Source organism: Dyadobacter soli (assembly GCF_900101885.1).
GTDB classification, from domain to species: Bacteria; Bacteroidota; Bacteroidia; order Cytophagales; family Spirosomataceae; genus Dyadobacter; species Dyadobacter soli.
Genome location: NZ_FNAN01000021.1, coordinates 29,731 through 43,978, shown reverse-complemented (window position 1 = coordinate 43,978; position 14,248 = coordinate 29,731). Strand labels below are relative to the sequence as shown.

Annotated in this window: 7 protein-coding genes; 6 read left to right on the top strand and 1 reads right to left on the bottom strand. The window is 52.3% G+C overall.

The window, feature by feature from the left end; all coding sequences use genetic code 11:
• Positions 1-64: 64 nt before the first annotated feature.
• The 6 genes from BLQ88_RS29150 (at position 65) to BLQ88_RS29125 (ending at position 12,436) form a co-directional block, all read left to right on the top strand.
• Positions 65-3,382, top strand: coding sequence for a TonB-dependent receptor (locus BLQ88_RS29150; protein WP_374754784.1), 3,318 nt, complete (start codon positions 65-67; stop codon positions 3,380-3,382).
• A 19-nt stretch (positions 3,383-3,401) separates the two neighbouring features.
• Complete coding sequence (locus BLQ88_RS29145; RefSeq protein ID WP_090156549.1) at positions 3,402-4,922, top strand: RagB/SusD family nutrient uptake outer membrane protein; 1,521 nt, start codon at positions 3,402-3,404, stop codon at positions 4,920-4,922.
• A 446-nt stretch (positions 4,923-5,368) separates the two neighbouring features.
• Entirely contained in the window at positions 5,369-6,910 is a 1,542-nt protein-coding gene (locus tag BLQ88_RS29140) for a phage tail protein (protein WP_090156548.1), read from the top strand.
• 98 nt (positions 6,911-7,008) lie between these two features.
• Positions 7,009-7,521, top strand: coding sequence for a phage tail protein (locus tag BLQ88_RS29135; RefSeq protein WP_090156547.1), 513 nt, complete (start codon positions 7,009-7,011; stop codon positions 7,519-7,521).
• A gap of 29 nt (positions 7,522-7,550) precedes the next feature.
• Entirely contained in the window at positions 7,551-8,609 is a 1,059-nt protein-coding gene (locus BLQ88_RS29130; protein ID WP_090156546.1) for a phage tail protein, read from the top strand.
• 29 nt (positions 8,610-8,638) lie between these two features.
• A complete protein-coding gene (locus BLQ88_RS29125; protein WP_176885151.1) occupies positions 8,639-12,436 on the top strand; it encodes a right-handed parallel beta-helix repeat-containing protein in 3,798 nt (1,265 codons plus the stop codon).
• Positions 12,437-12,440: 4 nt separating this feature from the next.
• Here the strand turns inward: BLQ88_RS29125 and BLQ88_RS29120 are convergent, their stop codons facing one another.
• Positions 12,441-14,153 (bottom strand): tetratricopeptide repeat protein, encoded by a 1,713-nt coding sequence (locus tag BLQ88_RS29120; protein WP_090156544.1) that lies wholly within the window; start codon positions 14,151-14,153, stop codon positions 12,441-12,443.
• Positions 14,154-14,248 lie beyond the last annotated feature (95 nt).

Sequence of the window (14,248 nt, the reverse complement as noted above, 5' to 3'; positions counted from 1 at the left end):
AATACCGGTACAGTTCCATCGTAAATGGTTAGTTCTTATGCGGATAAGCGTCGCGCAATTGGTAATGTCGGTTTGGCTGGTCGGGAATGCGTTCGCGGCGGACGTGCGTGCGCAGGAGCTGCTCAACAAGCGCATCAGCCTGCAAGCGCAGGACCTGGAAGTGAAAAAAGTCCTGCACCAGATCGAAAAGCAGGCCGGCGTCCGGTTTATTTTCAGTTCCAAAATGATCCAATCGGGCAGGAAAGTGACGATCCAGCAATCGAACCAGGAACTTTCGAAAGTGTTGGAAGAATTTCTCGTGCCACTGGGGCTTACCTATGAGGTTTCGGGCAAGAATATCGTAATCCGCCCGTCGGAAACGCCGAAATGGAATTCCGGGGAGCCGGAAGCGTCGGTGAAAAGCGGATTGCAGGCCGGTATCGAAATTACGATCAAGGGCCGCGTGACCGATGCCGACAAAAACGAACCCCTTCCGGGCGTGAATATCCTTGTAAAGGGTACACAAACGGGCACGTCCACGGACGCCAATGGAAACTATACATTGGGTGTCGATAATGCAAATACCGTGTTGATTTACAGCTTTGTAGGTTACGAGCCGCAAGAAGTGCAGGTAGGCAGCCGGACGGAGATCAATATCAGTCTAAAAACCGACCAGAAGTCGCTCGAAGAAGTACTCGTGGTAGGGTATGGTACGGTGAAGAAAAGCGACGTGACCGGCTCGGTAGCGTCGGTAAAATCACAGGAACTGACCGCCTATCCGGCATTAGGTACCGTACAAGCATTGCAGGGACGTGCGGCGGGTGTGCAGATACAGGCCAATAACGGCGAGCCGGGGTCGAATTTCAAAGTGCGTATCCGCGGCGGAACCTCGATCAATGCGAGCAGTGACCCTATTTACGTGGTGGATGGCTTCGTAGGTGGTACATTACCCCCGCCGGAGGATATCGAATCCATTGAAATACTCAAAGATGCTTCTGCCACAGCCATTTATGGATCGCGCGGCGCCAACGGCGTGATCATGGTGACTACCAAAAAAGGTACTTCGGGTAAGCCGCGCATCGATTTCAATACCTCGTTTTCCAGCCAGAAGGAAATCAACCGCCTCGATCTGCTGAATGCGAAGCAATTTCTCGACTATGTGCAGGAAGCGCGGCCGACCATCGTTCCGCAGGGCGCGGATACCGACTGGCAGGACGAAATTTTCCGTCGCGGCGGCATTCAGAACCATCAGCTGTCGGTAGCAGGCGGCAGCGAGGCGGTGAAATATTATGTGTCGGGTGCCTATTACGATCAGAAAGGTGTAATCCTGAATTCAGGCTACAAACGGTATTCCGTGACGAGCAACATCGATATAAATGCTACCAAACGGTTGAAACTCGGTCTGAACCTCTTCGCGCAGCGCGTATCGCGCCAGCAGTCGCGTACGCAGGAAGGCTCCGGTGGCCTCACGCCGGGTGTCATGTCGGCCGCATTGAAATTCGAACCCGACCAGCCGATCCGGGACGCGAATGGACGCTTTACGGTGGGTAGGCTAAGTGACCCGATCGATAACCCGTATGCCATTGCCACACAGCTGGAAAACGAGTCGCTGGCCGACCGGATTCAGGGTAACCTTTATGCCGAATACAATATTCTCAAAGATTTGAAATTGAGGGTAACATTGGGCGCTACAACCAACAGCGGCCGCACGGGCACATTCACCCCCACAACCTTGAACGACGGCCGGAATGTGGGCGGCGCGGCGACGGTGAATGGTAATAAAAGCACATTGCTCCTGAATGAGAATTATTTGACCTACAATAAAAAGATAGGTGCGTTGCATGATTTGTCGGTAATGGCGGGCTATTCCTACCAGAAATCGTCGAGCGAAAACTCGGGCGGCTCGGGACAGTCGTTCATTACCGATGCGGTTTCTTACTGGAACCTGGGCGGTTCGTCCGTTTGGCAAAGTCCTACTTCCGGGCTCACGGAATGGGTACTGGCTTCCTATTATGCCCGTTTGACTTATTCGCTGGCTGATAAGTATTTGTTTACGGCTAATATCCGCCAGGACGGTTCTTCGAATTTTAGTAAAAACCACAAATGGGCCACGTTCCCTTCCGGCGCATTTGCCTGGAAAATGTCGAGCGAACCGTTTATGCAAAACATCTCGGCGATTAGCCAATGGAAGTGGCGCGTGAGCTACGGGTTGACGGGCAACCAGGCCATCGAACCATACCAGACCATGGCCCGCTTCTCGAACGTGTACGCGATCATCAATGGGGCACCGGTAAATGCGGTGCGGCCCACCACTGTTGCCAACGACGACCTTACCTGGGAAACTACGCACCAGTTCGACGTCGGCGCGGATGTGAGCTTGTTCAACAACCGCCTTAACCTCGTGGCCGACTACTACCGCCGCGTGACCAAGGACCTGCTTTTCAGTGTACAACTGCCTCAATATTCGGGGTATACCAACCAGTTGCAGAACATCGGCGAAGTTGAAAACAAGGGTGTCGAGTTTACATTGAATACCCGTAACCTGGTAGGCGGTTTCAAATGGAGCACAGACATTAACTTTTCTTTGAACCGTAATAAAATCCTGAAACTACCTGCTGGTACCGACATTCTTTACGGCTCGGCGCCGGGGCATATGGTGGGAATGGGACAAACCCAGATATTGCGTGAAGGTTATCCTGTGGGTAGTTTCTACGGCTGGATCTACGACGGCGTTTATCAGGAGGGTGATAGCTTCATTCCCGGCGGAGGGTTCGAAACAGTTGCAGGAGGGGAGAAATTCAGGGATATCAATGGTAAAAAGGATTCGAACGGTCGCCTTACTGGTGAGCCCGACGGCACGCTCAACAGCGACGACCGCACGATAATCGGTAATCCGCACCCGAAATTCACCTGGGGCCTCAACAACGATTTCAGTTACAAAGGCTTTGATTTGAATGTGTTTTTCCAGGCATCGAAAGGCAACGACCTGCTGAGCTATACTTTGATGGAGCTTAATCTGCTGTCGGCTATCAACAATGCTACCACCGATGCATTGAACCGCTGGACGCCTTCGAACACCAATACCGACGTGCCCAAAGCGACCGTTGGCCGTACACGCCGCGTTTCGACGCGCTTCGTGAAGGATGGTAGTTTTATCCGGATGAAAAACCTTGCTATCGGTTATAATTTTCCCAAACCTGTGCTTGAAAAGCTGCATATCAGCAAGTTGCGCATTTACGCCAGCGCCCAGAACATCCTGACTTTCACCAAATACAAGGGCTACGACCCCGAGGTGAACTACTCGTCGGACGGCAATACCGACAGCAACCGTAACCTCGGCCTCGACTACGGCAGCTACCCGAACGCGAAATCGTACACCATTGGCCTGAACCTGGGTTTTTAAGCATTAAACGGACATCAAAATGAAGCATTTATTCAATAGATCAATAATCCTGACGGCGGCACTTTCCATGCTGCTCGGCTGCGCGGACCTGGACGAAAAGCCCGTGGGCCTGCTCGCACCCGAAGCTTTGTTCAGGACTTCCAAAGATGTAGAAACAGCCATTATGGGCGCTTACGGCTGGATCGCCACCGAACGGCTTTACGGCCGCCAGTTTGTATCGGCGCTTATGCTGCGGAGCGACATGGAGGATATCGGCGACCGCGGTACGCCCGCCGAACGCCAGCAGGTGAACGATTTCAACATGGATGACAACAACAACATGGTGAACCAGTTCTGGCCCGTCTGGTACCAGGTGATCAGCTCGACTAATGCGGCCATTTTCGGTGCGCAAGGACTCAATCTGCCGGAGAATACCGGCAATCCGCTCATCGCGGAAGCTCGTTTCATCCGCGCATTCGCCTATTTTCACCTCGTGCAGGTATTCGGCGATATTCCTTACATCGATTATTTCATCAGTAACCCGGAGTCTGTCAAATCCATTTCCAAAACGCCGGCGGCTACGGTTTACGCCAGCATTATCGCCGACCTGGAATATGCCAAACAGTGGCTGCCGGACAAGCAGCCGTCGGAAGTGCGGAGTCGCGCTAGCAAGGGTACGGCCGCTTCTTACCTGGCCTCGGTACACCTCACGATGGGGCAATTCCAGAAGGCCTATACCGAAGCGAAATGGGTAATCGACAACAAGGATAAGTTCGGATATGCATTGGAAGCAGATTTTCAGACGCTTTTCAAGGCTCCTCAGGCCCCGAATATGAAGGAACACATTTTCGATGTCGATTTTCTTGGCCTGAAATCCGGTGACGGCGGTGCCAACGACGACATCATGGCGCCTATGACGGGTGTGCGCGGAGGCGATGCACCGCGCAGCGGGTGGAGCGTGATCGTTCCGTCGCTGAAAGTGTACAGCACCTGGGATAACCGCGACTACCGTAAAGAGGTAAGTTTTGACGATTCGCTGCTGATCGGCGGTAAGCTCGTTCCCTACACCGAGTTTACGAACACCAAGCGCCCGCACATTGCCAAGTATGCCCGTTTTGCAGGTAATTCCAATTCCGAAGGCCGCTATTCCGACCATAACTATGCCGCAATGCGTTACGCCGAAATCCTGCTCATCGCCGCCGAGGCATCGGTGGAAGTGAACGGGCCGAATGCGGAGGCACTGGGTTATATCAACGAGGTGAGGGCAAGAGCGCGTAACTGGGCCGGCAAACAGACCACCTTCCCCGCGGACGCCAAAGCAGGCCTCTCCAAGGAAGCCATGATCGACCTCATCCTCGACGATCGGCGCCTTGAACTGGCATTCGAATACAAGCGCTGGTACGATATCAAGCGCCGGAACCTGGGCGAAAAAGTGTTCAAAGGCCCGGATGCATTGGAACCGCACGATAGTTTCAACCCAAACCGCGATTACCTGATGCCCCTGCCGCGTGTGGAGTTGCAGGTGAATCCGAACCTGATGCCGCAGAATCCGGGGTATTAATTTTGAATGATTGAATGATTGAATGAGTGAATGAGTGAATAAATCGCCGTTGAATGGTGACGTCTGATGTAAGTCGCGTAGCGACGTAATATCGGTAGAGATATATCGAATTGTTATTGAATCAAAATCCCGTCAGGGATGTAACGACAATGCATTGCGATGCATTGTTGTTACATCCCTGACGGGATTTTTGTTGACATTCGCATTTACAGGTTTTCTACCAATATTTCATGCCTGACGGCATTAGCCTAAAAAATTCCTGACCTGGCTGCATTCGTCTTCTGACATCAACAAAATCCGTTCTGGAATGATTCAGAGCGGGTTTTGTGTGTTATTGTAACTGTATTTTGATAATTGTGACGTTTTTGTGACGCGCTTTTTTAGGCTTTCGGGGACACTGGATGCTTTATTTGGAGCATTCTAGAACTTACTAACCCTTTCGGCTTATGGATTATTATTACATAGGAGAAATCAGGATTTTTGCAGCGGACTTCGCGCCGGCTGGTTGGCTCGCTTGTGCGGGACAAATACTCCCCATCGAAAGATTTGCCGCTTTACACTCCCTGATAGGAAATGCTTATGGCGGAGATGGTAAAACGACGTTTGCTTTACCGGACCTTCGCTCGCGGATTCCCCTGGGACAAAGCGACCGCAATCCCGTCGGCACAAAAGGCGGATTCGAGACAATTACATTGAAAGCGGAAAACCTGCCTCCGCATCGGCATGTGCCTGCATGCAGCAACACCGATAACAGCAATTCTATCGACGGTACGAATGGATTTTGGTCTGGATCGACACAACACGGCACACGGTATGGGCAAGCGCCGGGGGCGACTAAAATGAGTACCGGAAGCATTTTGCCTGAGGGAGGCTCTGAGCCGCACGAAAACAGAATGCCTATGCTAGCGCTCACATACGCGATCGCCGTAGACGGACCCTTTCCGAGTCGCGGTCCCGGCGGTTACGGGCTGAGTTTCCCCGCGGAAATCAGGATGTTTGGTTTCCCGATAGAAATTCAGGGATATGTTCCATGCGACGGACGATCTTACCCGGTAAATTCGGAAGACCAGCTTTTCCGGCTTATCGGAGCTACATTCGGGAAAGAGGACGGACGTTACAAGCTTCCCGATCTTCGGGACAGAGTGCTTATTGGCAATGGCGCGGCCTATCCGGATTTTTCCCCGGGGGGAGAAGAGTCGCACAAGCTGACGCTGGACGAAATGCCCAGACACCGGCATAAGGCGGTGGTAAGTAGCGGCGGCTCGGATAGTCCGACTCCGGAAGATCATTTCTGGCCTGCCGATGCAGGTTATGTTACTCAAAACAACTCTTTCATGAGCGATCAGGCTTTGGAAGCGACAGGGAAGGAAGTAGCGCACGACAATATGTCGCCGTACCTCGCCATCAACTATACGATATGCACAGACGGTATGTTTACCGACGGGAGTTTTCCGCCGATAGAAGAGTATTTGGGAACAGTCCGGGCGTTTGCGGCAAAAGTGATTCCTCAATATTGGCTTCCCTGCGATGGAAGGGAGTTGCCGATTGCCAGCAACACGGCATTGTATAGCCTTCTTGGCACAAAGTACGGCGGTAATGGGACTACTACATTTGCTCTGCCCGATTTGCGCGGGCGTGCGGTCATACAATACTGGCCGTTCGACAAATTTGAACTCACCACTTATAAGATAGGAGAAAAGGCGGGAACGGATAAGGTAACCCTGAAACTGGACCAAATGCCTTCGCATACCCATGCGCCGCTGGCTTCGAAAAAGGCGACTACGCAACGTCCTGAGGGCCAGGTTTGGGCGAATGAAGATAGCCGTCCGCCGATTAACAGATTCGCGGCAACATCAGGTACCGCGCATGCGATGCATCCCTCCGCGCTCGGCGAAGCAGGCGCTGACCAGCCTCATAATAATATGATGCCCTATCTCGGCATTGAGTTCATGATCTGTTGTAATGGAATATTTCCTTCGCGCGGCTAGCCGATGTTCTGCGCACGACCATTCCCTGGTCTTGCCTGTAAGAGAGTGGAACCTACGATAGTAACATCAACCGTTAACCTAAAAATAATACAAATACAATGGATCCATATATTGGAGAAATAGCAGCGTTTGCCCTGAATTTTGTGCCCAGAGGCTGGGCGCTTTGTAACGGCGCAATCCTGAAGATAGAAGAGAATCCTTACCTTTTCAATTTGATCGGCACCCGGTACGGAGGCGACGGAGTCACCACTTTTGCACTGCCCGATCTACGGTCGCGCGTGGTATTGGGACAAAGCGAACATAACCCTGTCGGGAAAATAGACGGTTCGGAATCGGTGGAGCTGGCGTTGGAAGGGCTTCCCCGCCATACTCATATCCCCAATTGCAGCACTTCCGACCAGGTCAATTCAAAAGATGCGACCAATGCGGTTTGGTCGGCTTCCGACCAACATGGGGCCCGGTACGCCGAGCCGGGCACTGCCGGTAATTTTTCGATGAACAGGGAGAGTATCATGACGGAGGGCGGTGGACAACCGCATGAAAACCGCATGCCCGTCCTTGCCATCGTATACTGTATTGCGATTTCCGGCGAGTACCCGTCTTTCGGTTGATAATTTTTAATTTTTAAAATCGAATTTTTATGCCTCAATTATATCTTTCAGAAATAAGAATGTTTGCCTATCCCGGGGATGTCAAATATTGGGTTCCCTGCGATGGCAGAGCATTGGAAATAAGTAAGAACCAGGCGCTGTTCGACCTCATTGGCAGGGCATTCGGAGGGGATGGAGCTCATTTCAATGTTCCTGATCTTCGCAACCGGGTGCTTATCGGCAACGGACCGGATTATCCGATGTTTGCCCGTGGCGGGGAGGAAACGCACAGCCTCACCGTGCAGGAGATGCCGAAGCACCACCATCAGGCTTTGGCGAGTACCAATCCGTCAAACGTTGTTAGCCCGCAAGACAACTACTGGGCGTCGGACGCAGGATATGTCACGCAGGCGAACGCCACCATGAATGACCAAACGCTCGACATGGTCGGCTATGGCATGCCGCACAGCAATATGTCGCCGTATTTGGCTGTCAATTATGCCATTTGCGTAGCCGGCATATATCCGGCAAAGGGCTTCGAATTTGACGATTATATGGGAATGATCAAGATCCTGGCAGGGAAATGGGACTCCGACAGGACCGTGCCATGTGACGGGCGACTGTTGCCTGTCAGTGGCAACGCACCGCTGTTCGCCCTTCTTCGCAACACCTACGGCGGTGACGACGTCACCACTTTCGCATTGCCTGATTTGCGGGGAAAAGCGGCGGTTGGTTGTGACTACGTTTCTGGGGCAATACCGCCTCAGAAAGATGATGAAGGATCAACGACGAAACTTACACCTTACCAGTTGGGGAAAGTAGCAGGAGCAGCAACGGTGAAACTGACTGTCGCGGAAATGCCGAAGCACTACCATCCGGCGCATGCCAGAAATAGAGGTAATCTGAAAAGCCCGCTTGGGCAGATGTGGGCCAATCAGGATAGCCGTCCGCCGGTGCCCTGCTTCGCCAACGACAAGGGCGCGGGAGCGGTCATGAGTCCGTCGGCCATCGGAGACGCCGGTGGGGACCAGCCACATAACAACATGATGCCCTACCAGGCGATCGGATATGTAATGTCCCTTGGAGGCGTTTACCCGTCCCGGCCGTGATGCGCGAAGGTTCCCTAATAACTTATACTATGATGAAAATTTCTACTAGTTTTTTCCTGCATAGGGTATTGGCCATGCTATTGTTAAGCGCCAGCGTGCAGCTAAACGCGCATGCAAATACCTTTAACGTAACCCAAACCACGGACGGCAACGACCCGTCGCAGCTCCGTGGGGCGATCCTGGCGGCGGACGCGCTCGGGGGCGGGCCGCATACCATTAATGTACCTGCCGGCACCTACAACCTCACGCTCGGAACGATAGAGTTCGGTAACAATGCTCAGAATATTTCGATCATAGGGACCGGGCCGGGCTCGACGGTCATCAATATGACTACCACGATGCAGGGGCGGATATTTTTCATCAACTCGTCCGGAACCGTGTCAGGGGTGACGACCACCATATCCGGCATCAAATTCACGGGTGGGAAGAACTCCGACAGTTATGGAGGAGGGGCGATTCTCTGCGGGGGGCCTGGCAATGTTACCAACATTACCAATTGCACATTTGAAGGCAATGTCGCCGAGGTTTTAGGTGGCGGGGCTTTGTCGATGGCGGGTGGTGGTGCGTTGACCGTCGATAACTGCACATTTCATGATAACAAGATACTTTCTACGACTGACAACGCCACCGGCGGAGCGATATTAATCAGTTATTATAACTCGACTATCACGACAACCGGCAGCGCCACCATTACCAATTCCACATTCACCAATAACCTGGCAACTTCCGGATATTTTACCTACGGTGGAGCGATCGGCCTGCGAGCCGTTTATTCGGCTTCAAGCCCTTCTTTTTACACCAAAATCGAAAAAAACAAATTCCTGGATAACTCAACAGGTATGACGACCAACAGCGAAGGCGGGGCTATTTCCGTTATCAGCAGTTTTGCGGTTGACATTAACTACAATGTTTTTACAGGGAATAAACTGGGTAATTCGGTGAAGGATGCATTATCTGTCCGGAAATCGGTCGATGGCGCGGTGAATGCTACCAATAACTGGTGGGGCTGCAACACCGATCCGCAGGCTGGTGGGACATGCAGCGAACCGGCCTACATCGTCGACGGATTAGGTACCGCTACCCTGACGACCAACCCTTGGCTCGTTTTGAAGCCTGCGGTGGATAATGCTTCGCTTTGCGTTCCGTCTGCGAGCCAGACTACGGTTACGGGCAGCTTTCTGAACAACTCCGCAGGGTCGTCGGTTGCTTTATCCAATTTGAGCCAGCTGATCGGCCTGCCGGTCAGTTTCAGCGCCGTGAATGGCAATATTTCTAATGCGCAGGCCAGTATTCAGGCGGATGGTAAGGCCACGGCGACCTATACGGCAAGCGGAGCAGGGAATGGCAGTGCCAATGTTATGGTCGGCTATTTGACGAATGCTGATCCGACGGGACGCGTCGCTATCACGACGGGTGCTTTACCGAATATTACATCATCTCCCGAGAAGGTAACAACTTGCCCCGGAACTTCATCCGTTAATTTCTCAGTAACGGCCAGCAGCACTACCACGATGTCCTACCAATGGTACAATGGCGATACCCCGCTGATGAACAACGCCAGGTACAGCGGCGTTAATTCCGCAACGCTGACGGTCCATAACATCATTGTCGGCGACCATGGCGGACAATATAAAGTTAAAATCACCAACGCGTGCGGAGATATATTCTCAACCGCCGTAGGGCTGAACGTACTCGTGGGCCGTTTGTATGTGGCCGAAGGTGCATCAGGGGAAGGTTCAGGGTGGGGCGACGCGCTCGGCGATCTCAGCAATGCACTCAACATCGCGGCGGGCTGCCCGGGGATTACCGAAATATGGGTAAAAAAAGGAACGTATAAACCTTCCGGTCAGCCTTATAACCTCAATCTCGGCGGTGCCCGGCACAATGCGTTCTACCTGATCAGCAATGTGTCGATCTATGGTGGCTTTAAAGGGGATGAAACCCAGCTTTCCGCGAGAAATGCGGGGGCTCATCAGACTGTTCTTTCCGGCGATATCGGTTCTGCGGGGGATGCCGATAATTCCTATCACGTTATTGTTGCAGTAAATACCAATTTGGCCGCACGGCTCGATGGCTTCATTGTCCGCGACGGGAATGCCGATGGAACCGGCCTCAGTGCCAGTATATCCGGAGTACCCGTAGACGCTACGGGAGGCGGCGGCATTGCGCTGTACTCGTCGTCACCGACGATCGCGAATTGTGTTTTTACAAATAATAAAGCCAATAATGGAGGAGGAATTCTGCTGTTTGGGGACGGTACCGCACCAACGATCAGCCAGTGCGTGATTTCTGATAACTCGGGTACGAGTGGCGGTGGCGGGATTTTTAATGGATTTAACTCCGAGGCAACCATCCAACATTGCACCGTCGCACGTAACACCTCCACGGTCGAAGGAGCCGGGATATACAACATGCTGTTGTCAACTCCGTCGATCCTCAATACGGTGGTATGGGGTAACAGCGGGCAGGCCCCGGCAGGGATTTACGATCTGATCTCGACTCCGGTCGTAGCGCATTCCATTGTGCAGGACGGACACAGTGGTACCGGGGTTGTGAATACCGACGCACTGTTTGTAGCCCAGTCCGATCCCGACGGCGCGGATAACCAATGGATGACGGCCGATGACGGACTCAGGCTGTCGCCTTGCAGCCCGGGGATCAACGCCGGTTTGTTCGCCGGCAATATTCCTCCAACGGACATTTTGGGGCTGTCCAGGGTATTCGACGTGACAGCCGATATGGGCGCTTACGAATTACAATCCTACCGCGACGGCAGCAGCTTGTCTGTAAATGGTGATGCTGTTTCCCAGGCAATTGTCGCCGGTACCTCCAATGGTTTCCTGGTTTCCGGGTGCCGGGTCATCGCGCAGGTGACGCCATCAGGCCCCGCGCCGGTGAGTGGGAGCGTGCAAGCGAAGACATTCGTTGAGGGAGGGGTAATCACAACCGAGGCAGTTAAGTTTGTTCAGCGACATTATGAAATCCTACCCGCCGACAATGCAGGAAGCGCTACGGCGAGGATCAAGCTGTTTTTTCTTCAATCCGAGTTTGACGCATTCAATAGTACCGCAGGTGGTATCCAACTGCCAACTTCACCGTCGGACGGTACAGGAAAAGCGAATTTGCTTGTTGTTCAATACCACGGAACATCGGCTACCGGACAGCCCGGATCGTATAGCGGCAATGTCACTACCATTAACCCCGATGATAATGATATTTCCTGGAACAGCGACCTCAACCGGTGGGAAATTGCATTCGACGTAACGGGATTTAGTGGCTTTTTTGTCAGCAATGTCGATCCGCTACCTTTGACGCTCGTCAGTTTTAAGGCAGAAAAGGTTGAAAATACTACACAATTGGAATGGCTCACAGCCGAAGAGTTCAATACCAGCCATTTCGAAATTCACCGCAGCTCCGATGCCCGGCATTGGGAAATTCTGCCCGGGCAACCAGCGGCGACCGGTTCGGGAGGACATCGTTATTTCGCTACCGACTATCATCCGCAAGCGGGTTTGAATTATTATCGCCTGAAAATGGTGGATCTCGACGGTTCATATGCATTGAGCCAGATCGTTGCGGCAGATCATGGAAATGGACTTCAAATGCAAGTTTATCCTAATCCTGTCACTACTTTGCTGCAACTCGAAATGACCGGGGCTGATTCCGGAAATGCGACGTTAACGAATACGAACGGGGTTGTCGTGGTCAGGAAAGAATTGAGAAATGGACGGGTTGAACTGCCTGTCGTTAACCTTGCCAAAGGCATTTACGTCTTGCGCGTGCAAACCGGCTCCGCTATACACACAAAAAAGGTAGCGATCGAGTAGGTCGTCAGATGTCCATGACCAGTTCTTCCAGACTGCGGTCGTCAGGCACATCGATTTTTTTGAGTAGCCGGTATTTGGTAGTGCGGACGGCGTGACTGCTGATTCCCAGCGTGGCCGACATTTCCTGGTAACCCAGGCCCAGCTTGGCCAATGCAATAAACCGCATTTCGCCCTGGGTGAGGTCGGGAAATCTCTCGCGGAGGCGGTGCAGATAGTCGCCGTGTACTTTGCCGAAGAGTTTTTTAAAATAATCCCAATCCTCCTGTGTCAGGATTGTACTTTCACGTAATTGAGTCAGGGCCTCGGGATCGGGGCCCTGCTTGTTTTCGAGTGTTTCGATCTGCTTGCTTTTTTCAGAAATGTTGCGGGCAAACTCGTTCAATTGCAGCGTGGCGTTTTCCAGCTCCTGTTCTTTTTGCCTGATTTCCATCTCTTTTAACAATTGGGCCTGCCGATGGCGCTTCCGCTGTGTCTGGTATACATACACGGCGCCTACCGCGACCAGCAGCACAAGGGCCAATGACATGTTACGCTCGATCACTTTCAGTTTCTGGTCCGACTCCGCCCTTTCCATTTTGGCGCGAAGCTTGTGTAACTCCGTCTTCTGTTGCGCCCGGATCATCAGTTTTTCATTGTACTTGCGATTCATACTGTCTCGGGCGAACAATGCGGAGTCCAGATAAGCTTCCGCCAGTTTCGGTTTGCCCTGTTCGACAGACAGCTTCACGAGAACAGTGTACAAGTCCTGGAAATGACGGTATCGTTCGGGATGCGTAATGTCCAGATAATGCCTCGCCGTATGGGCGAGTTGCTCTGCCTTCTTGTAGGCATTGTTTTTCAAATGGATATTAGCCTGCGTAATCAACGACTGGGCAGCCGGACCGTAATCTTTTTGTGCAATAGCTTCATCGATATTGGCTTGCAGCAAAGGCATCGCTTCCGCGTAATTGCCCCGCAAATAGGCATTTTCGCCCAGACCGCCCCGTGCAATGGCCGCCCAGAGCTTGTAGTTTCCCGGAGATTCCTTCCGGATCACCCTTCGAAAGTAATGGTCGGACGAATCGAGGTTACCGAGTTTCCGGTAAATGACGGCGGTAGTAACGAGCGCCGAGTTATACCCGGCATGCATGTCCGGGTTGAATTTTAAATGCAGGATCTGCTGCAAGAGGGGCAATGCCTTTTCATAATCCGAGAAATTGTAGTATGGGTGTGCAATAGCGGCCAGCGCATAACCTTTGTCTGGAAATTCGTCTGTATCTACTTCATCCAGAATGCTTTCCATCTGTATGTAGGTCTCAAACGCCAATTCGTAATTTCTGCCATCGGTCCAGTAATAATCCCCAAGCACTTTAAGCGACCGTGCGATGAGCTGTTTACTGTTTTGTTCGGTAGCCTTTACCACGAGCTCGTTGAGCATTGAGGCAATGCGGGCCGTCTGGTTTGTATGTCGAATGGTGAGGTAGTAGGCTTTTAAAAGGTCCGATTCCAGTTCAAGCTCGCTGTCGTCGTGCGCTTTTGCCCAACGTTTCATGGAGGCAATCTCACGAAATGCCGATGTAGAATCACCGTCGGCGATTATTCGCACGTAGATCTTGCTTAAATCCTGGTAACGCTGCGGGTAGGTTTTGTTTAACAGTTGATCCCATTGTGCCAGCACGCTGTGGGCGTTCGATGCGAATAGTAATGTGATAAGAAAGGCAACGAATGGGCGGTTCATGGGGCAGCGCGGTTGTACCGCGGATTATCAATTATAGGGACTGAGAATTAAGGGGGGCCAATTTAACGTTAATGATCGGTGATCAGGCAGCAGTT

What these genes read in the sequence shown, in the direction of transcription:
- BLQ88_RS29150 (WP_374754784.1), top strand. Translation starts at nt 65, where the DNA reads ATGTCGGTTTGGCTGGTCGGGAATGCGTTCGCGGCGGACGTGCGTGCG.
- BLQ88_RS29145 (WP_090156549.1), top strand. Translation starts at nt 3,402, where the DNA reads ATGAAGCATTTATTCAATAGATCAATAATCCTGACGGCGGCACTTTCC.
- BLQ88_RS29140 (WP_090156548.1), top strand. Translation starts at nt 5,369, where the DNA reads ATGGATTATTATTACATAGGAGAAATCAGGATTTTTGCAGCGGACTTC.
- BLQ88_RS29135 (WP_090156547.1), top strand. Translation starts at nt 7,009, where the DNA reads ATGGATCCATATATTGGAGAAATAGCAGCGTTTGCCCTGAATTTTGTG.
- BLQ88_RS29130 (WP_090156546.1), top strand. Translation starts at nt 7,551, where the DNA reads ATGCCTCAATTATATCTTTCAGAAATAAGAATGTTTGCCTATCCCGGG.
- BLQ88_RS29125 (WP_176885151.1), top strand. Translation starts at nt 8,639, where the DNA reads ATGATGAAAATTTCTACTAGTTTTTTCCTGCATAGGGTATTGGCCATG.
- BLQ88_RS29120 (WP_090156544.1), bottom strand. Translation starts at nt 14,153, where the DNA reads ATGAACCGCCCATTCGTTGCCTTTCTTATCACATTACTATTCGCATCG.